This is a genomic window from Streptomyces sp. NBC_01451, assembly GCF_036227485.1.
GTDB lineage: Bacteria > Actinomycetota > Actinomycetes > Streptomycetales > Streptomycetaceae > Streptomyces.
The window spans coordinates 327,024-345,368 of record NZ_CP109479.1; the positions used below are offsets into that span (position 1 = coordinate 327,024).

At 68.0% G+C, this 18,345-nt stretch carries 21 protein-coding genes and 3 pseudogenes; 11 read left to right on the top strand and 13 right to left on the bottom strand.

Annotation, left to right across the window (positions count from 1 at the left end; translation table 11 throughout):
• Positions 1 to 22: 22 nt before the first annotated feature.
• Positions 23 to 262 (bottom strand): annotated as a pseudogene (locus OG595_RS01415) (MMPL family transporter); the annotation flags it as partial.
• Positions 263 to 471: 209 nt separating this feature from the next.
• Here OG595_RS01415 and OG595_RS01420 point away from each other — a divergent pair.
• The 6 genes and pseudogenes from OG595_RS01420 to OG595_RS01445 all read left to right on the top strand — a co-directional run bounded on the left by OG595_RS01420 (position 472) and on the right by OG595_RS01445 (position 5,061).
• Positions 472 to 765, top strand: coding sequence for a transposase (locus OG595_RS01420; RefSeq protein ID WP_329266943.1), 294 nt, complete (start codon positions 472 to 474; stop codon positions 763 to 765).
• Positions 766 to 789: 24 nt separating this feature from the next.
• Positions 790 to 1,443: an IS3 family transposase gene (locus tag OG595_RS01425; protein WP_329266945.1), complete on the top strand. Its 654-nt coding sequence runs from the start codon at positions 790 to 792 to the stop codon at positions 1,441 to 1,443.
• Positions 1,444 to 1,703: 260 nt separating this feature from the next.
• A complete protein-coding gene (locus OG595_RS01430) occupies positions 1,704 to 2,816 on the top strand; it encodes an IS110 family transposase (protein ID WP_329266947.1) in 1,113 nt (370 codons plus the stop codon).
• Positions 2,806 to 3,045: an IS3 family transposase gene (locus tag OG595_RS01435; protein WP_329266949.1), complete on the top strand. Its 240-nt coding sequence runs from the start codon at positions 2,806 to 2,808 to the stop codon at positions 3,043 to 3,045. Before OG595_RS01430 ends, OG595_RS01435 begins: the two co-directional genes overlap by 11 nt.
• A gap of 321 nt (positions 3,046 to 3,366) precedes the next feature.
• The gene (locus OG595_RS01440; protein WP_329266951.1) at positions 3,367 to 3,990 is read left to right on the top strand and encodes a hypothetical protein; all 624 of its coding nucleotides are present in this window, start codon (positions 3,367 to 3,369) and stop codon (positions 3,988 to 3,990) included.
• Between the two features lie 212 nt (positions 3,991 to 4,202).
• Positions 4,203 to 5,061, top strand: a pseudogene (locus tag OG595_RS01445) (IS5 family transposase).
• A gap of 70 nt (positions 5,062 to 5,131) precedes the next feature.
• Here the strand turns inward: OG595_RS01445 and OG595_RS01450 are convergent.
• The gene (locus tag OG595_RS01450; RefSeq protein ID WP_099946741.1) at positions 5,132 to 5,500 is read right to left on the bottom strand and encodes a MerR family transcriptional regulator; all 369 of its coding nucleotides are present in this window, start codon (positions 5,498 to 5,500) and stop codon (positions 5,132 to 5,134) included.
• A 117-nt stretch (positions 5,501 to 5,617) separates the two neighbouring features.
• Here OG595_RS01450 and OG595_RS01455 point away from each other — a divergent pair, with 117 nt between their 5' ends.
• On the top strand, positions 5,618 to 6,328 hold the full coding sequence (locus OG595_RS01455) for an SDR family oxidoreductase (protein WP_329266953.1): 711 nt from the start codon (positions 5,618 to 5,620) through the stop codon (positions 6,326 to 6,328).
• Positions 6,329 to 6,508: 180 nt separating this feature from the next.
• Here the strand turns inward: OG595_RS01455 and OG595_RS01460 are convergent.
• The 4 genes from OG595_RS01460 to OG595_RS01475 all read right to left on the bottom strand — a co-directional run bounded on the left by OG595_RS01460 (position 6,509) and on the right by OG595_RS01475 (position 8,894).
• Positions 6,509 to 7,326, bottom strand: a protein-coding gene (locus tag OG595_RS01460) for an IS5 family transposase (protein ID WP_443072940.1) whose coding sequence is annotated in 2 segments (ribosomal slippage) — positions 6,509 to 6,969 and positions 6,969 to 7,326 — 819 coding nt in all. Because the reading frame shifts where the segments join, the coding sequence is not laid out codon by codon here.
• Positions 7,327 to 7,517: 191 nt separating this feature from the next.
• Positions 7,518 to 7,829: a hypothetical protein gene (locus OG595_RS01465; RefSeq protein ID WP_329266955.1), complete on the bottom strand. Its 312-nt coding sequence runs from the start codon at positions 7,827 to 7,829 to the stop codon at positions 7,518 to 7,520.
• Positions 7,830 to 7,836: 7 nt separating this feature from the next.
• Positions 7,837 to 8,367 (bottom strand): hypothetical protein, encoded by a 531-nt coding sequence (locus OG595_RS01470; protein WP_329266956.1) that lies wholly within the window; start codon positions 8,365 to 8,367, stop codon positions 7,837 to 7,839.
• An 86-nt stretch (positions 8,368 to 8,453) separates the two neighbouring features.
• Positions 8,454 to 8,894 carry a hypothetical protein gene (locus tag OG595_RS01475; protein ID WP_329266957.1) on the bottom strand — a complete coding sequence of 147 codons (441 nt, stop codon included), beginning with the start codon at positions 8,892 to 8,894 and terminating at the stop codon, positions 8,454 to 8,456.
• 782 nt (positions 8,895 to 9,676) lie between these two features.
• Between OG595_RS01475 and OG595_RS01480 the strand changes: the two genes are divergently transcribed.
• Complete coding sequence (locus OG595_RS01480; RefSeq protein ID WP_329266958.1) at positions 9,677 to 9,988, top strand: hypothetical protein; 312 nt, start codon at positions 9,677 to 9,679, stop codon at positions 9,986 to 9,988.
• Positions 9,985 to 10,374 carry a fic family toxin-antitoxin system, toxin component gene (locus OG595_RS01485; protein WP_329266959.1) on the top strand — a complete coding sequence of 130 codons (390 nt, stop codon included), beginning with the start codon at positions 9,985 to 9,987 and terminating at the stop codon, positions 10,372 to 10,374. The genes OG595_RS01480 and OG595_RS01485 overlap by 4 nt, the downstream gene beginning before the upstream one ends.
• Before the next feature lie 66 nt (positions 10,375 to 10,440).
• Here the strand turns inward: OG595_RS01485 and OG595_RS01490 are convergent, their stop codons facing one another.
• From OG595_RS01490 to OG595_RS01500, 4 genes and pseudogenes are all read right to left on the bottom strand, one after another.
• Positions 10,441 to 10,860, bottom strand: a complete 420-nt coding sequence (locus tag OG595_RS01490) for a DUF4259 domain-containing protein (protein WP_329266960.1) — start codon at positions 10,858 to 10,860, stop codon at positions 10,441 to 10,443.
• Positions 10,861 to 10,925: 65 nt separating this feature from the next.
• Positions 10,926 to 11,152, bottom strand: a pseudogene (locus tag OG595_RS45270) (ISL3 family transposase); the annotation flags it as partial.
• Positions 11,115 to 11,264, bottom strand: a complete 150-nt coding sequence (locus OG595_RS01495) for a hypothetical protein (RefSeq protein WP_329266962.1) — start codon at positions 11,262 to 11,264, stop codon at positions 11,115 to 11,117. The gene OG595_RS01495 and the pseudogene OG595_RS45270, both read right to left, overlap by 38 nt.
• Before the next feature lie 89 nt (positions 11,265 to 11,353).
• The gene (locus OG595_RS01500; protein ID WP_329266963.1) at positions 11,354 to 11,929 is read right to left on the bottom strand and encodes an EF-hand domain-containing protein; all 576 of its coding nucleotides are present in this window, start codon (positions 11,927 to 11,929) and stop codon (positions 11,354 to 11,356) included.
• A 175-nt stretch (positions 11,930 to 12,104) separates the two neighbouring features.
• Here OG595_RS01500 and OG595_RS01505 point away from each other — a divergent pair, with 175 nt between their 5' ends.
• Positions 12,105 to 13,004 carry an NAD-dependent protein deacetylase gene (locus OG595_RS01505; RefSeq protein WP_329266965.1) on the top strand — a complete coding sequence of 300 codons (900 nt, stop codon included), beginning with the start codon at positions 12,105 to 12,107 and terminating at the stop codon, positions 13,002 to 13,004.
• A 519-nt stretch (positions 13,005 to 13,523) separates the two neighbouring features.
• Here OG595_RS01505 and OG595_RS01510 read toward each other — a convergent pair.
• On the bottom strand, positions 13,524 to 14,102 hold the full coding sequence (locus OG595_RS01510) for a suppressor of fused domain protein (RefSeq protein WP_329266967.1): 579 nt from the start codon (positions 14,100 to 14,102) through the stop codon (positions 13,524 to 13,526).
• A gap of 317 nt (positions 14,103 to 14,419) precedes the next feature.
• Here OG595_RS01510 and OG595_RS01515 point away from each other — a divergent pair, with 317 nt between their 5' ends.
• Complete coding sequence (locus OG595_RS01515) at positions 14,420 to 14,806, top strand: hypothetical protein (RefSeq protein WP_329266968.1); 387 nt, start codon at positions 14,420 to 14,422, stop codon at positions 14,804 to 14,806.
• Positions 14,807 to 15,269: 463 nt separating this feature from the next.
• On the opposite strand, the gene OG595_RS01520 is transcribed toward OG595_RS01515, so the two are convergent.
• Both OG595_RS01520 and OG595_RS01525 read right to left on the bottom strand, forming a co-directional pair.
• Complete coding sequence (locus OG595_RS01520; protein WP_329266970.1) at positions 15,270 to 16,277, bottom strand: 3-oxoacyl-ACP synthase III family protein; 1,008 nt, start codon at positions 16,275 to 16,277, stop codon at positions 15,270 to 15,272.
• Between the two features lie 107 nt (positions 16,278 to 16,384).
• Entirely contained in the window at positions 16,385 to 18,289 is a 1,905-nt protein-coding gene (locus OG595_RS01525; protein ID WP_329266972.1) for a thiamine pyrophosphate-binding protein, read from the bottom strand.
• Between the last annotated feature and the right edge of the window lie 56 nt (positions 18,290 to 18,345).

The following is an 18,345-nucleotide window of genomic DNA, read 5'->3' on the forward strand; positions in this document are numbered from 1 at the left end:
TCAGTCCGTCCGGGAACGCCTTGGCGCCCGGCCACCAGGCGACGGCGCCGAGGTCGCGGACCAGGGCGGGCACCAGCAGGGAGCGTACGAGCAGCGTGTCGAGCAGCACCCCGAAGGCGACGATGAAGGCCATCTGCACCAGGAAGGCCAGCGGGATCACCCCGAGGACGGCGAAGGCCGCGGCGAGTACCACCCTGGCCGAGGTGATCACTCCCCCGGTGCCGACCAGTCCGCACAGCACGCCCTCACGTACGCCATGCCGGGGTCTGTACGGTCTTCGGCTCTGGCTCGTAGTCGGGATGCTATTGGCACGCTGATCCCCGTCACTCCTCTCCCCGTCGTCCGGCTGAGGCACCGAAAGTTCCAGCACCACGGTCTGCGTCAAAGCCTTGTCACCTTGTTGGGTGGGTAGAGCCTGACTGAGGTTCCCCTCCTACTGTGGAGACCGTGAACGGAGGGATAGTTGGGGTCATGGCATCCAAGAAGCGCCTCTGCGATGCGGCGTTCCGCGAGGGGGCGGTACGGATCGTGATGGAGACCGGGAAGTCGATCCCGGAGGTGGCCGTGGATCTGGGCATCCGTTCCGGGACACTGCACAGCTGGGTGTCGCGGGCGAGGCGTGACGGGTCACCGTCGTCGGACCGGCGGGTGGCCGAGGCGTCGCCCGGTGGTCGGCTGCGGAAGAGTGAGCGCGCGGAGCTGGAGCGGCTGCGGGCCGAGGCCAGGGAGAAGGACAAGCGCATCCGCGAGCTGGCGATGGCGTGATGTGCGCAAGCGATTCGTGGCCTTGTGGGTGAAGTAGCTGACGCGGACCCGGCCGTGGCGGTCGGGGTGATCAGCAGCTGCCAGGCCGAGCAGAAGATTCCGTACCGCACCGCATGTCGGGCACTTGGGGTGTCGGAGTCGTGGTTCTACAAGTGGCGCGACCGCCCGCCCACGGCGCGGGAGATGCGCCGGCAGCGTCTGGCGGAGGAGATCGAGGAGATCTTCCGCGGCTCGGGCGGCACCTACGGCTCGCCCAAGGTGTTCATCGAGCTGATCCGCCGGGGCTGGCGGGTGTCGGTGAACACCGTCGCCGAGCTCATGGCCGAACTCGACCTGGCCGGACGGAAGATCCGAAGGCGCCGGGGCCTGACCCGGCCCGGGCAGCGGGCGACGGCCCCGGACTTCGTGCGCCGGGACTTCACCGCCGAGGAACCGGACCTTGTCTGGGCGGGCGACATGACCGGGATCGACACCGGCGAAGGCAAGCTCTACCTCGCCACCGTCATCGATCTGTTCTCACGGCGGCTGCTCGGCTACGCGATGGGCGTCCGTCACGACGCCGAGCTGGTGGTGGCCTCACTCAACATGGCCGCGGCCAACCGGTGTCGCAACGACTGGTTGAACTCGCCGAGTACTGCTCGCGGCGCTTTCGCCGAGCCTGCCGGCGACCGGGAGTGACCCACTCCATGGGCAGAGTCGGATCTTGTTTCGACTGTGAGGATGATCAGGTGCCGCTTCGGGCGGTGGCCTGACCCGTGTTTCGACTGGCGTTGTTGCCTTTGCGTTGATCTGTCGGCCACTGCTTGGAGCGGTACTCGCTGCCGCCGGGCAGGGGACGTGTCCCGATAGGGGCCTTCGCGACAGGCACCGTCACAGTCTTGACCGCCCCGGCCCGGCGACGGCCACCCGCACCCAAGGCGATCAGGAGACAGGCGACCTTGCCCAGCATCACGCAGTCCGCTGCCCCGTGTCACATCCCGGCCGACGCCGCCGGGGAAGTCCTGCTCGGCGTCGACACCCACAAGGACGTACACGCCGCGGCCGTCATCACCACGCTCGGCGCCACTTTGGACGGCCGCACCTTCCCCGCGACTGCTGAGGGCTATCGCCAACTCGTTTCCTGGGCCCGCTCGTTCGGCATGCTGCGGCGCGCCGGCATCGAGTGCACCGGCTCCTACGGAGCCGCTCTGACACGGCACCTGCGCACCGAAGGCATCGAGGTGACCGAGGTCAACCAGCCCGACAGGGCCGCCCGACGGCGCCACGGCAAGACCGACGCCATCGATGCCGAAGCCGCCGCTCGCGCCGTGCTGTCCGGCCGGGCCACGGCCACAGCGAAGACGAGCGACGGCCCGGTGGAGATGCTGCGGCTGTTCAAACTGGCCAAAGGGTCCGCGATCAAGTCCCGTACCCAGGCCATCAACCAGCTCAAGAGCGTCCTGGTCTGCGCGGACGCGGAACTTCGCGAGTCCCTGGCCGGGCTGAGCAACCCGAAGCTGTTCCAGCAGTGCGCCGCCCTCACGGGGTCGGAGGTCTTTGGGCCGGCAGGGGCCGCGCGGCACACCTTGAGACTGCTGGCCCGCCGCATCCAGAGCCTGACCGAGGAGATCACCGAGCTCACCGGGCGGATAACCGAAGCGATCACGGCGAGCACTCCTGGACTGCTCGAGGTGAACGGCGTCGGCCCGGACAGCGCCGCGACCCTGCTCATCGCTGCCGGGGACAACCCTGAACGCCTCGGCAACGAAGCATCCTTCGCCGCCTTGTGCGGCACCAGCCCCGTCGAGGCATCCTCCGGCAAGACCCAGCGCCGCCGGCTCAACCGAGGCGGTGACCGCCAGGCCAACGCCGCCCTCTTCCGGATCATCCTCAGTCGCCTGCGCTGGGAAAGCCGCACCCAGGAGTACATGCGCCGACGCCTCGCCGAGGGCAAGTCCCGCCGTGAGATCATCCGCTGCCTCAAACGCTACGTCGCACGAGAGATCTACCGAATCATCGTCCCCAAGGCCACCGTGGGAGAGCGCACGGAACCAGCCCGAGATGCCGCTTGACATCCATAGGGGCATCAACGCCGTGAGCGAGGCGTTCAGCAGCGTGCTCAAGGTCGAGTACGTCCACCGGCACACCTTCGCCACCCGCACCGAGGCCCGGATCAGGATCGCCACCTGGATCACCGACTTCTACAACACCAGGCGACTACACAGCGTATGCGGATTCATGAGCCCGATCGACTACGAACGCGAGCACCGAGCCACCCTCGCCGAGGGACTGGCCGCATAGATCGTCTCCACACTGCGAGGGGATTGACAGTCTACAAGCGCCCCTCCCCGGGACCTGCAGATGTCCAGAACGTTGCATCGGCGCCACCGGTGACACCAACGGCCTGCCGAAACCCCAGGACTTCCAGGGCCCGTCAATCCGACTCTTTACAGATGTGGGCCGACGTGAAGTCGCCCTACCATTTGCCTCCAGGCACCTCGGTCGTCGGCCGCTGTGACCGCCGATGCACTTGGTGCCGCACCGACCAGGCCCGGACCGACCAGCCGGCCTCGCCGGGGCATCCATGTCCACGCACTCATCACTCATCCACGGGGGAACACCATGTCCATGCGCATCCGAACGAGCGCTCTGACCGCACTCGCCGTCGCCACCCTCGCGGCGGGCACCGTCCTGACGGCACCGGCCGCAGGCGCAGCGCCGAAGGCCGCCACTCCGACGTTCCTGTCGGCGTCCCAGCTGCCGCCGCACCCAACGTCGTCCTGGACCGCCGGGCCGGTCACTGAGGGGTTCCCGGAGGCACTCGGCTCCTGCGTGAGCACGGAAGGTGTGCTCGACTACGACTACCGGCACCGGGAGTTCCGGACCGACCTGGAGACCAGCGCCGTACAGTTGACCGTCGTGACGGGCTCACCCGCTCTGGCCAAGGCCCTGGCGAAGCACTACGACGACCTGATCCGCACCTGCGCCGACCGCATCGAGAAGTCCTCGCCCGACATCAAGGCCGAGGGCCGGGACTACGGCACCCTGCCGGTCGAGGAGGGCGCCCGCGTCCGCGGCCTGCACACCGAGACATCCTGGGGCGCCACCGACATCACCCTGCTGTCCGTCGGACGGGACGACAAGACCGTCACCGTCGTTCAGTGGGGACAGATGGGCGACTTCGACAACGCGCCCGTAGCCGCCTTCAAGAAGACCACGACCACGGCCGTCAACAAGCTGTACTGACCGGGCGGCCACCGGAAAGGTACGGAGCCGTCCTCCCGCCACGGGGGTCGGAAGGACGGCCCGTACTGGTCAAGCCCCGGGGGCAGGGGCCGTCGTGCTTAGAGAGCCCGGCGGTAGGTGTGGCGAATGGCCGTGTGACGACCCGAAGGCAGGACAGGCACGAGCCTGGGTGATCATGGAGTTCTTGACGCTCAGTGATCACCGGAGGGCTCGTGCCTGTCCTGCCACCATGCCTGCTCGAACCCCTGTGGGACCAGTTCGCAGCGCTGCTGCCCGAGCATGTCGATACCCATCCGCGTCGATACCCATCCGCTCGGCTGCCACAACCCGCGCATCCCGGACCGGATTGTCTTCGAGCGCGTCATCGCCGCCCTGGTGCACGGCTCCGGATACGAACGGATCGCCGACCGCCAGTGCTCCGACCGCACCATCCGACGCCGCGTCAAGTACTGGTCACAGCTGGGCATGGCCGAGCAGGTCCACGGGCTGGCCGTGCAGGCGTACGACCGCATGATCGGCCTCCAACTCCATGAGCTGTCCGTCGACGGGTGCATCACCAAGGCTCCCTGCGGCGGCGAGAGAGCCGGACGCTCCCCGGTCGACCGGGGCAAGCAGGGCCTGAAGCGCTCAGTGGCCACCGAAGCCCGCGGCGTCCCGATCGGTCTCGTCTCGGCCGGGGCCAACCGTCATGACTCCCCGCTGCTCGTGCCCACCCTGGAGGCCGCGAAGAAGCAGATCGGTGTGTTTCCCGAGCAGGTCAACGTCAACTTGGACCGGGGCTACGACAGTGACAAGACCCGAGCCGCGCTCGAGGAACTGGGCTTCACCGGCGAGATCGCCCGCAAGGGCGTGCCGGCACCGATCCAGGCCGGCAAGAGGTGGGTCGTGGAGCGGAGCCACGCATGGATGAACGGCTTCGGCAAGCTCCGCCGCTGCACCGATAAGCGCCAGTGCGCTGTGGACGTCTACCTCTGCCTGTCCGCCACAATCGTCACGCTCCGCATGCTCATCCGCCGCGCGACCCCGCTCTACCGCTGGGACGGACGGCCCACCACCAAGAGACTCACGTGACGCCTGCTGACGGGCGTCCGTCTGCGTCGGGCGGACAAGCACTGTCGCACGCCTGGGGAAGGCGCGCTGCTCAACGAGGGCAGGGCCGGCCCGCGCTCCTGGCTGTGGAGGCTGTGGTGATGATGGCGTCGAGCCGGTCCCGGGTTTTCACCAGGGTGCTGACCTGCGTATCGATGCGGTCCCGCTCGGCCGACAGCCGGTCGAGCAGCGCGGGGGTCACGTCACCGGTCTCGACGCACGGCAGCAGTTCCAGGATCGCCCTGCTCGGCAGCCCTGCGGAGTACAGCTGCTGAATCAGCTGGACGCGGTCGACCGCGCTGTCCGGGTACTGCCGCTGGCCGCTGGGGCTGCGCGCCGAGGCCAGCAGGTCCTGCTCTTCGTAGTAGCGCAGTGCCCGCACGCTCACGCCCACCCTTGAGGCCAGCTCACCGATGCGCATCGACGCCCCCTCCATGACCTGGATCACATTCCTTGCCTCTGACGTCAACGTCAGGTTCTAGCGTAGCTCGTGAACAGCCCGGACAGGAATCACCTCACCACTGCCAGGAGACTCCCCATGAAGATCACCGGTTCCGTCGCCCTCGTCACCGGCGCCAACCGCGGCATCGGCAGGCACTTCGCCCAACAGCTCCTGCACCGGGGCGCCACCAAGGTCTACGCGACCGCGCGCGCACCCCACCTCGTCGACCTCCCCGGTGTGGAGGTACTGCGGCTCGACATCACCGATCCGGCTTCGGTCGCCGCCGCGGCGGGCGCGGCCTCGGACGTCACCCTCCTGATCAACAATGCCGGCGTCTTCACCCAGCAGAACCTCGTCACCGGGGACCCCGAGAAGATCCGGCTGGAGATGGACACCAACTACTTCGGCACCCTCAACGTGGTCCGGGCGTTCACTCCCGTCCTGGCCGCCAACGGCGGTGGGGCCATCCTCAACGTCCTGTCGGCGATGTCCTGGCTCGCCTACGACGGGGCCAACGCCTACAGCGCGTCGAAGGCGGCGGCGTGGAGCCTCACCAACGGCATCCGCCTCGAACTCGCGGGCCAGGGAACCGCGGTGACGGGCCTGCACCTGGCCAGCACCGACACCGACATGATGGCCGGGTGGGACGTGGAGAAGAACGACCCCGCCGATGTCGTGCGCGCCGCCCTCGACGGTATCGAGGCCGGGAAGATGGAGATCCTCGCCGACAACAACTGCGTCCAGCTCAAGGCGGCCCTGTCCGCCGACCCGAGCGTGCTCTATCCGCAGGCGGTTCCCGCCGCCTGACCCTTCGGCAGCCGCCCGCCCGGCCAGGCTTCAGCCGACGTTCGAGGATCTAGGGATCAGCCGGGCGCGGCCATGCGTACTCGTCACGCTCCGCACGCGCGTCCGCCGCGCTACCGATGGGACACCTACCCACCACCAGAAGACTCAAGTGACGCCTACCGCCGGGCTCTCTTAGAGGTCCTAACAAAGGCGTTGGACGTGTCGGTGGGTGATGAGGCAGGTGGCGAGGCCGAGGAAGGCTTCGTGGATGTCGTCGCGTCGTTCCCAGCGGATCCGTAGGCGGCGGAATCCGTGCAGCCAGGCGATCGTGCGCTCGACCACATAGCGGAAGATGCCCAGGCCGGAGCCGTGTTCAACGCCTCGTTCGGCGATGACCGGGCGGATGCCGCGCTGCCACAGCAGGCGGCGGTACTTGTCGTGGTCGTAGCCGCGGTCGGCGAGGAGCGCGTCGGGTCTGTGTCGGGACCTGCCGACGACACCGGCCACCGCCGGAACCTTGTCCAGCAGCGGCAGCAACTGCGTGACGTCGTTGCGGTTTCCGCCGGTCAGCGACACCGCGAGCGGGATGCCCTGCCCGTCGGTGAGGACATGGTGCTTACTGCCCGGCCGTGCACGGTCGACCGGGCTGGGCCCGCTTTTGGGCCGCGCCGCGCCGCCCTGACGTGGGAGGAGTCGATCACCGCCCGCGACCAGTCCAGCTTCCCCGCGGCCCGCAGCTTCTTCAGCAGCACCAGGTGCAGTTCGTCCCACACGCCGGCCTCGTTCCACGCGGCCAGCCGCCGCCAGCACGTCATCCCCGACCCGAAGCCCAACTCCTGAGGCAGGTACTCCCACTGGATGCCCGTATGCAGCACGAACAAGATCCCGCACAGCGCCTGCCGGTCCGGCACCCGAGGGCGGCCCTCCACCAACTTCGGCCCCGGCCGGGGCAGCAACGGCTCGATGAGCGACCACAGTTCATCCGACACGATCCATGGCCGCGACTGTCGTTTCCCCACGACCAGACCAACGACCACCCAAGCTGAAAGTCACATGATCAACAACTTCTGTTAGGACCTCTTAAGGCCAAGTTCCCCTGGCACCCCGCCCAGGGGGACCGCCTCCCCTGCCCGGCCCGACACGTCGCCGCTCCGGCCATCGCATCGGGCCGTGTTCCGGGCCTCAGCAGTTCACCAGCGGTTTGTCGCCTTCACGCGCACAGCGGCTGGGTGCCCTTGATGTAGGCGCTCCCGCCGCCCATGTCCTTCCAGAAGACCGCGCACCACAGGTCACCGTTCGCCAGGCCCATGCGCTGGCGCGGACTGCCCATGTCGTACGCGGTCATCCCGGACCAGGCCACGTGCAGCGGCAGCTCCACGACCCCATCGGTCGGGCCGTGCAACTCGTCGAGCGACTCCGGCAGACGCCCCCGGAACTTCTCCCGGTACAACGCGAGATCCTCGGCTTCCGCACCCGCGAGATTCCTCGACGCGGGTGCCGGGTGCTGTGAACTGGAAGACATGTCGTCATTACGGCGGTCGGCGAAGTCGCCTGGGGCATGATGCGCGAGCTGGCGTCCGGAATGGCGGTCGTGAACCCATGCAGGGTGAGCCGGTTGCGGCAGCGTGTTCTTCCCAGACCAGGGCGAGACGGTTCTGCGCGTCGGCCACTTGTCGCAACAGGACCCGGGCGACGGCGCGATCACCGGTGTCCACGGCGGTGACCCCCACACTCAGCAGCACACCGAACGTGTCCACCACGACGTGCCGCTCGCGACCCCTATCTTGAGCTGGCCGATCTCGTGGCCCGCTGACCGACACCGATGTGTGGTGAACGGTGTCGTCTTCGAGCTGGTCGATCATGCGGTCGAGGTTCTCGGCGACCTGCCCGTTCATCTCCGCGACGCGGGCGTGCGCGCAGGTCTTCGCGGTGTCGATGGGTGTCAGGGCGGGAGTGGCCGTCCTGTGCGACACCGACGACTGCTTCGCCGTCCACTTGGTGGTGGCGACCGGCGACGCCGAAGACACGCGCTCCGCCTCCGAGGTCGCGCCCTGGCGCAAGACGCTGCCCAGGGCACGGAGTGGGTGGTCAGCAGGTGCTGTCGGCGTGGCCGACCCGGAGCTCGACCACGCCGACAGCCGTCAGGTCAGGGGCACAGGCCACGGTCCGAGCTGTAGTAGATGTCGATCGAACCGCTCCACGTCATGCAGAGGCCAGGCTTGGGCAGGTCCTTGTACACCGGGCCGGCGAAGGTCGTGTAGGAGCCGGCGTCCCTCGCCGGGGTGCTGCTGGTCGGCCAGGTGTCCAGGGTGACCTCCATGAACACGCGGGCACCGGGCTTGCTGCGCACCGTGACCGCGCACCACTGCTTGTCCGCGGAACTGTAGGCCACGTAGGTGGTGGCCGCCACGGTGGTCTGCGAGGACTTGATCGGAGTCGAGGTGAAGACCTCGTACCCCGTCCCGCACGCCCCGTTGTGGGCACCGCCAGTGGCGGCCGAGGCCGGCGCGGTCGCGGCGAGCGTGCCGCCCAGCGCCAGGATGGCAACGGCGCCGGCGGTGGCCACCTTGTGCTGGATCGAGTTCATGGTGTTCCCCCTGCTGATGTCATGGCAGGACAGCCGGTCGTTGCCGTCCACGCAGAGTGAGACCGCACAGGCCCACTGACAGTTGTGGCCTTTCTGGTCGCAGACCTGTCAGCGCTGTCACAAGGGCCGTTACGCCCACCCAAACCCAGGACATTGACGGCACTTTGACCACACCACAACCACGACAAGCCACTACTGCTGCAGCTGCGACTCACCCGCTACTCCCCCGAGTACGCCACAAGACGGAACGCTCACGACTGACTGGGCCACCCACCCAGCGACGCGACACACTGCCGACGCGCACAGGACCCGCCCGTCGGCCACTGGGTCCCAGACGAAGACGAACTCGCCTCGGACCAGTAGAAGGTGCGCAACGAGGTCATCGGCCAACACCGCCCCGGCGCGCCGCAGTTGCGTGAGGCGGCGGCTGTCCGGTCGAGGTCACACAACCGCGGGCGATACAGCGCCCGGTCCGCTCCGCGTCTCGGCCACCTCCACCGGCCGGTCCCCCTCCTCGTCGTCCGCCGCAGTACCGTAGCCCCGCCCGCCACCACCCCAGGCCGACAATCGGCAATCCGCCACAACCACCCCTCCGACCAGCCGCTCCCCCACCACATACCGGCCACCGACAACGGACGAGGCGGAGTGAGGACGGAGAGTGGGGGCGAGGCGGCGCGGGAGGAGGTCGGAGGAGGCGGGACTGCGGATGCCCTCTCGCCGACGGCCTGGGGCCGGAGCGGTCCGCGTCGTCCCCGAGACACATGCACGGTACCGCTGGTACCATGGATACCATGCCGGATGCCAAAGCAGCGATGAACCTGCGCTTCCCCGACCCTGCGCAACGAGCCGCCATCGCGGCAGCGGCCCGCCAAGCGGGGGTCAGCATGCAGGAGTACATCCTCTCCGCCGCCTACGACCGTGCGACCGCCGTGGAACGGCGGTTCCTGGACGGTTTCCAGGCGTCCATGGCCCGCAGCGGCGCGGCTTTCGCAGCCGAGCCCAGCAGTCTGGACCCCGATGCCGAGCAGCGGGCAGCCGAGCAGGAAGCGCAGCGGGAACTGGGGCAGCACCAGGAGCGGGGCCACGCCGCGTGACCCCACCGGAACCGCCGCTCCACCCGCTCGACGTCACGTTCCTGCTGCACGCCGCCGAGCTGCTCGACGGTGACCCGCAAGTCGACGACTTCGGACCGCTGTATGCCGCTGTCGCCCGGGTCAATGCCCGGGCGATGGAGCACGACATCTACGGATCTCTGTATCTCAAGGCCGGCGCGCTGCTGCAGACCCTGGCGAAACTGCCGTGCCTGGAGCACTCCAACGAGGCTTTCGCCTGGCATGCGACCGAGGCCTACATGATCCTCAACGCGCGCGAGCTCGACTACCCGCCCAAAGCGGCCGTCGCGCTCGTGCAAGACGCCGCCTCCGGGGCGCTCGGCGTCGCCCGGATCGCCCGCCAGCTCCGCGACTGGGCCGCCACCTGATCCCGACGACGTTGCGACGTGGCTTCGTAGGTAGGCACGGGCTCTGGTCCCATTCTTGCAGCGCGGTTACTGCTCGTGGCCGATCGGTCCCAGGGTTTCCGCGATCCGGTGGACTTCGTGGCGCCAGAGAGCAGCGTCGGCACTGTCCACCCAGCCGGTCAGCAGTTCCGATCCGTCGTGGAGTAGACACTGCAGAGCGAGCACGGCTGACGAGCGGAGAGCCAACGGAAGCTGCGGCAGAGGTTCTCTGGGTCCGTCATCAGGGTCGATCACCATCCCGCTGCCCGGGATCGTGCTGGCAACGAGCGCCGCGGCGACCACCGCTTCGGCTCCGTCGCCGCCATCCACGCGTGCTCCGGAATCCGTGACTCGCCGGAAGGCTCGTTCGAGCACTTCGATGACCTTCTGAGAAGTCAGTCCTTCCAGGTCATTGACGAAGTCTGCAGCGAGATCGCTGTCGAACGGGCCGGTTCCCCACGTTCCCATGCGCGGCTCCTGGTATCGCTCTCGCGGACGAAGCCAGCATTCCAGCAGGCACTGACATCAAACGCTCAGGTGGCCAGGACGACTCGTTTGCGAAGCACAGCGAATCCCGCACGGCCGAACATGTGACGCTTGAGCATTTTGATCCGGTTGGCATGGCTCTCTACGACGCCGGAGTTCCAGGCAGAGTGAGACTGGCAGTGACGGCGTCGCGGTCGAGCAGGAGGTGATGCGCAAAGTGGCGGAGGCCGGGCAGCTCAGTAGTGGCGCCGACTGCTTCGATCCATGCGGGAATGACCGTGGCGAGCGAGCGTGTCGCGGATCCCGGTCAGCCGCTCCTGACTCGCCGCCACGTCCTCGTCGGCGTGTTCCTCGATGCGCCAGCCAGTGTGCTCGGTGGTGATCATGAGGGAAGGCTGCGGATGTCGACCCTCGCTGGGGCTACGTCCCGTACGCGGCTCGCTGCGGCCGGCTCTGAAAGGCCGTCGCCGGTGCCTCACCCGGCACCGATCGGGCCGCACATCAGGTTGCCGGGTTCGGCGGGGTCGTCGCTGGTCCAGAACTGGGTCCACAGCGCGGCGAACTCGGAGCGGGTGAGGTATCCGTCGGTGTCCTGGTCGAGCAGGTCGAAGGCACCACCGGTCTCCACGGGCCGTCCGTGCCAGGTGTCGACGAGCCGCTGGTGCTCCTCGCGCGAGATGCGCCCGTCGGCGTTCTCGTCGACCGCGTCGAAGATGGTGTCGGCGGTGGCGGTGACGGCCTCGGGAACGGTCGGCAGCAGGTCCACCATCGCGAGGAGGTCGTCCATGTCGATCCTGCCGTCCCGGTCCCTGTCCACGGTCTCCGACAGATGCTGCCACCAGCCCTTCAGCACGCCGTCCACGCGCGCCGCCAATTCCGATCCCTCTCTCACCCGTGGCAGCCGACCCCAGCGGTCTGCCAGGGCCACGAAGTCCGCCTCCTCCAGATAGCCGTTGCCGTCCGCGTCGAACGCCTCGAACATGGCCTGGAGCTTGGTCCGCTGGAACTCGCTGGACATCACATGCCTCCTCAGTCGCAGTGCTGAGGACATGCTTTCCGCGGCCGGCCGCCCCGCAACGGCGCTCGCGCTCACTGCGGCGGGTACCCGCGCGCCCACGAGCCCGCCCTGTGCGCCGGGCGCCGGTTTGACCGCGTCGGATGGAGAACCGTTCCCCGGCACCTGTCCATGCCCGCCGGGGCCGCCGCCGATTCCGTACCCTGGCGGCATGCGCATGCGCCCCACCCTGAGCTGGATCCCCGCGGCGGCGGACCTGCTGCCGGGCACCACCGACCTGGAGCCGGTCGTCGACGCGCTGAGCTCCGGCGGTGTGCTGGTGCTCAGCGGCGCGGGCATCTCCACGGAGTCAGGCATCCCCGACTACCGGGGCGAGGGCGGGAGCCTGAGCCGGCACACCCCGATGACCTACCAGGACTTCACCGGGAGCGCGCACGCGCGGCGCCGGTACTGGGCGCGCAGCCATCTCGGCTGGCGCACCTTCGGGCGTGCCCGCCCCAACGCGGGACACCTGGCGGTGGCCGCCTTCGCCCGGGACGCCCGCATCTCGGGCGTGATCACCCAGAACGTCGACGGCCTGCACCAAGCCGCCGGCAGCGAAGGCGTCGTGGAACTCCACGGCAGCCTGGACCGGGTCGTGTGCATCTCCTGCCGCGCCATCAGCCCGCGCAGTGAACTCGCCCGGCGCCTGGAGGCCGAAAATCCGGGCTTCGATCCGGTTGCCGCCGGGATCAACCCGGACGGTGACGCAGACCTCACGGACGTGCAGGTCGGGGACTTCCGCGTCGCGCCGTGCCTCGGTTGCGGAGGTGTCCTCAAACCGGATGTGGTGTTCTTCGGGGAGGCGGTTCCGTCGCAGCGCGTCGAGCACTGCCGGCGGCTGGTCCGCGAGTCGACTGCGCTGCTGGTCCTCGGCTCGTCGCTGACGGTGATGTCAGGGCTGCGGTTCGTCCGTCAGGCGTCGAAGGAGGGCAAGCCGGTGCTGATCGTCAACCGGGACCCCACCCGGGGCGACCCGCATGCCCGCACCCGGGTCGCGCTGCCGCTGGGAACAGCCCTGACGAGCGTCGCCGACCGGCTCGGCATCCCGGTCGGCGGACCGGCGGAGTGAACTGTTGCCTGGCGGGAGACGTCATACATGGCAGCCGCTGATCGCTTCCCGTCGTGCTGTTGATCGTTTCCCGGGCGAGGATGCTCAGTCCCACCAGAAGTCCCAAAGCCGATCTGCGACCCCACCGGTCGGATCGCGGGCCAGGGCATCGGCGACGCCGTGACCCGGGCCGCCGCCCGTCGCCGACCTGACGCGGGCCTACAACCAGTCTCGGCAACACTTGCCCTACGCCAGCAACAGGAGCTCACAGTGGCTCTTCATCGGCCGTCAGCTCGGACAGCCGATGAACCCGGTCAGCCTGCACGTCCATCTGCGTGAGATCGGCGTCCCTCCACAGCGCGGCAGGACCTCCGCGATCCGTCAGCTCGTCCTCCAAGCCCCGGCCCCCGTCATCGCGAGAGCACTCGGCTACCACGACAAGACCGCCACCCGCCTGGTGACTGAAGCCGGCGGAACCTGGAGCCGATACGCTGCTGGTGATCACTCGCGGTCACCGCTGGGAGCGGTTCGGTCGTTGTCTCACACGACCGAAGCCCGGAAAGGATCAGTGGGAATGATCTCCGCCTCGTCGAAGAGCTGCTCCAACGCCTCATGACCCTGATGCCTGCGGAACTCGATTTCGGCGGCCGTCACAGGCAAGGTCCACAGGATGCGCGCCTGCCCCCCGGGCAGCGGACAGTGTTCAAGGTCAGGTCCGTGGAGATAGGGCAGGCTGATCAGCAGGTGGTCGCAGTTCGAGCCCGGCACCCATGATTCACCGATCGGCATACTGTGCTCCAGGTCGAGCTGATGCCCACCGCAGTGGTAGTGCGTGATCATGGCCATGAGGTCGATGAACCGCTTGTCGCGGACGTGGGCGGTCATGACGAACTCAAGCCCGTGACCGTCCTTCTCCATCGCGGCCCAGCACCCGGCGGTCACATAGGCCCAGCTACAGCTGCGTGGACCGGGGCCGACAACGAGAACCCGCAGGTCGGGCAGGACCTCGCGCCGTTCCGGCCACAGGTCGCAGACGACGACCTCAACGGAATGCCCCTCGAAGAACGCACGGACATGTGACTCAACGGCCTCCACGGCCAGCAGCCTCGCATCACTCACCGCGCGATCATGCCAGACCCAATCAACCGGCCCGACTTCTCACCCAGCCTCATGATCCGTGGGCCTCAACCGCGAATACGCGACACCTCAACATGCGCGCCTACCAGTCTCAACCCCAAGGAGGCCCATGGGCCTGCTCGTCGGCTTCGGGGTACGCCTCACGCTTGGCGTGCTCGGCGAGGGTCCGGATGCGGGCCAGGCGTCGAGTGGTTCGAGATCGTGGGCAGGATCGCCCTCCTCCTCGATGCCGCAGTCGTCGTACAGCCAGACAGATGCAGGCACCTGGCGTTCCGGGAACCTGCCCGTGACGGTAGTCCATGGACACCGAGCGGGATGTGCTGTGGACCGCCAGAGACCGCAGGCGCTATTCGCTGCGCCGCTGGCTCACCCTGTTCGGGGTCGTGCTGGTCGGGGTTTGCGGATGGCCGATGACCAAGGCGTCGGCCGACACGGCGCGTGGTCTGATCGACATGGGATGGATCGTTATCGTCGGCGTTGCCGTGGTGGTCCCGGCAGGCATCGCACTCTGGATCTGCGACCGGCGCCGCGTCCTCGACGTCCACGCTGACGATGAACTTCGCCTCGGCCTGGTCAACGGACGCGTCGTCCACCTCGACCCAGCCGCAGTCCGGGCAGATCCGGATGACCTGGCGGTTGTCGTCCTGTGGCAGCTTCGGCACCGCGAAACTGCTCTTGGTCACTGATCAGCTGCTTGGCTACCACGGACGCTACGACCTGATCGACACCGAGAGGCTGCAACCCCTGATCGCCTCCTGGGAACAGCGATGTCCGGGCATCGAGGCGACCGTGAAAACGCTGGCTCCCTACTCCGCGTCGAATCCACCAAATGAACGGACAGGACGGGTTTTCCGAGATCTTGTCGCCGGAGACCCGACGTCCACGACTGCGTGTCTTCGGTCGGTGTCGGCTTACTGTTCAGGCGTACGCCGACACCCTTGTCTTCGTAAAGCCCCAAGCAGCCAGGGACAAGTATCCCAGGCACCCATATATGTACGTTAGAGGGGCTGCCGATGGGCCTGCCTCCCGCACGACTTCCCGCCGCAGCAGGGTTTTTGCGGCTACCTAGCCGGGCGGCAGAAGGACGGTGTCCTCGCCCGGTTCAACGGGACGATCTCCCGTTCCTCAGACCCAGGCACGCGTGCCGGTTCAGCCTGATACGGGGTGGGGGCCGAGGGCGACGTCGTCACCCCACACCATGACGGCCGCTCCGGCCGTGGACACCGAGCCGATCCCGAACAGGACGACGACGTCGCCCGTCTTGATTCTGCCCGTGCTGGCCGCTTCGAACAGGTTGGCGGTCGTCAGGACCGGGCCGATGTTCGCATAGGTGCCGAAGGTGCTGACGGTCTTCGCCGGATCGACGCCCAATGCCCTGGCGCAGAACGCGGCGAACCAGGCGACCGGCGTGTTGACGACGAGGAAGTCGACGTCGTCGATCGTATACCCGGCCTTGTCGAGTGCGCCGCGAACGCAGGTCGTGAGCTGTTGCTCGGCGTTGTCCCGCATGATCCTGCCTGCGGCGGTGTTCTCCATCCGCATCCTGATCCTCGGCGTCCGGATATGGTCATCGACCTCCATCAGGAACTCCGCGGCGCCGCACGTCTCCTGCGTGCCGATGACCTTCGACGAGATGATCCCCCGACCGGTCGGGCAGCGCTCGATGAGCAGCGCCCCGCACCCGTCGCCCAGGAACCATGACAGGGTGCTGCTCGGGTCGACGTTTCTGGACGACGTGATCGACGTGATGAGGGCGATCCGCTCGTAGTCGCCAGCTCGTACCAGCGCCGTGGCGGTCTGCAGGCCGACCACCACGGAGTTGCACGCAGACTCGAAATTCCATGCGGGCACGCGGAGTCCCAGCCGTGCGGTCAGGTGGGCGGCGTTCTGTGGTCCGAGGGTGTCGGGCAGCCATGAGTGGACCATGACCGCGTCCAGTTCAGCGGGGTCGATACCCCGCGCGCGGCAGAGCCCCTGCAGCGCCCTCTGCTCCAGATCCATGGCTGTCTCTTCCGCCGCGATCACCCGCCGTTCCCGTGCGCCGCGGAACGTATCGGACAGGTACGGCCTGCGCTCGATGTCGAAAGCGTTGTCCGATTCAGTCCCGTCGCTGGAGGCCACCACACGGAGATAGATTCCGTTGTCCTTGTTGGCCACCAGTTCGGGGTGGTTCCGCTCCCAGAAGTCGTTGCGGCGGACATGGGTCGGAAACTCCAGGGCGATCGCCGATATACCGGCTCCGGTGCTGGTCAAGGGCGTACTCCTTACTCGGTGCCGACTGGTGCGGATGGTCGGGGGCGTATCGCTGGCTCAGGTGGTGGCCAGCGAGGCGCTCGGAAGGAAAGGCCGACTGATTCGTTGCGGTCCCGGAAGGGACCCGGCTCGTCGCGGTCGATACTCACGCAGATCACCTGCGGGCCCGGATCGTGTTCAGCGGCGCGTCTCGCCTGGTCGAGTGCGATCGGGATCTGGTCGGGGACCCGGACGGGCCAGGCTCGCGCACCCAGGCTCTCGGCCAGCCCGACCAGGTTCGGGCCGCCCAACCCGAAGTCCTCATCGGTGGTGCGCATGGTGTCGGGGAATGAATGGACCATGCCTTGCCGCACCATATTGAAGGCGTTGTCGTCGAGCACCACCCAGATGGCCCCGACCCTCAGCCGGGCCGCGGTGGCGATCTCCGTGGCGTTCATCAGGAACCCGCCGTCGCCGGTGATCGTCACGCAGGTCGCCTCCGGCCGGGCGAGCTTGGCGCCGATCACAGCGGCGCTGGCCCAGCCCATGCTCGCCATCCCCAGCGGGCAGTGCACCTGCGACGGCGGATCGACCGCCACCCGCTGCGTGAACCACCCGGTGCTGTTCCCTATGTCGACGAACACCAGCGCCTCCGGGATACCCGCCGTCCAGCGCTGGAGGTGGTGCATCAGGGCCTGCGGTGTGACCGGCACAGCACCGAGTTCGGCGACCGAGGCCTCGGCGACGACATCCGGCAGGTCCTCGAGCGCATCACGTCGACGGCGCAACGGCTCTTGGTGGGGCCGGTGAGTGGCAGACGCGTCCGCCACCGCCAGCACTGCACGCAAGAACTGCCCCGCGTCGGCGTGCACTGCGTGGTCCACCGCGTAGGCCCGGCCGATCTTCGCCGGGTCTGCATCGACCTGCACCAGCGCCCGTGTTCCCCGCACTGCGGGAGACCAATTGGCGCTCGCCCATTCCCCGAGGCCACTGCCAATCACTACGACCACGTCAGGAGGGTTCCGCGTCAGGTAGGCGTGCGCTCGGCGGGAACCACCGACCCCCATCACACCCAGGGCCTGCGGATGGGTTTCGGGAAAAAGCCCTTTGCCCTTCATCGTGGTCGCGGTCGGAACGGCGAACCGCTCGGCAAACCCCGCGAGCGCCTTGCCCAGGCCGGGATCGGATCTGAGGGCTTCGCGTGCCCCGTTTCCCAGCACCAGCATGGGACGTTCGGCGGCCAACAGCGCCCGCGCGACCTGGGCGACTCCGCCGAGAAGGATCGTTTCGCACGGCAACGATGACTTCCCGCCGAACTCCCCGGAATCGACATCCTCGGTGAAAAGGTCGACGGGAACGCTCAGGTGCGCGGCTCCGCGAGGGGCGGTCAACGCTTGACGCACAGCGTTGTCGACCAGCTGCGGGGCGGAGTGGGAGTTGCCGATCTCCCTGCTGTACTTGGCGCACCGCCCCAACGCGCCGACCACGTCCACCCCGTCCTCGGCCCCCTCCTGGAAGCCTCCGCGCCCGTGATGACTTCGGGCCACCGCGCCGCTGATCAGGAGTACCGGTGAACCGTCTGCCTGGGCGACCGCCAGGTGGGGCAGGGCGTTCAACGCTCCGGGCCCGCTGGTCACCAGGGCGACACCCAGCCTGCCGGTCGCGCGGGCATAGCCGTCCGCCATGGCCACTGCTCCCGACTCGTGCCGCGCTACAACCAGCCGCAGGTCAACGTCGGTGAGGGTTCGATCCAGCAATGGACCGATGGCGCTTCCGGGGACACAGAACAACGTGTCGACGCTGCTGTGTTTCAACACCTGGAGCAAGTGGTCGGAAAACAACCTTTTGCCGCTTCCGGCCAGATGGGAGCCAACCTCGGAAAACATGGCGTAACACCAACTCTTCCATTCGGACAGGCCGGATGCGTACTGTTCCACAGGAGCACGGCCGTTTCAAGATCTTGAAGTGAACCGCCGGGAGGGACCGTAAAGCG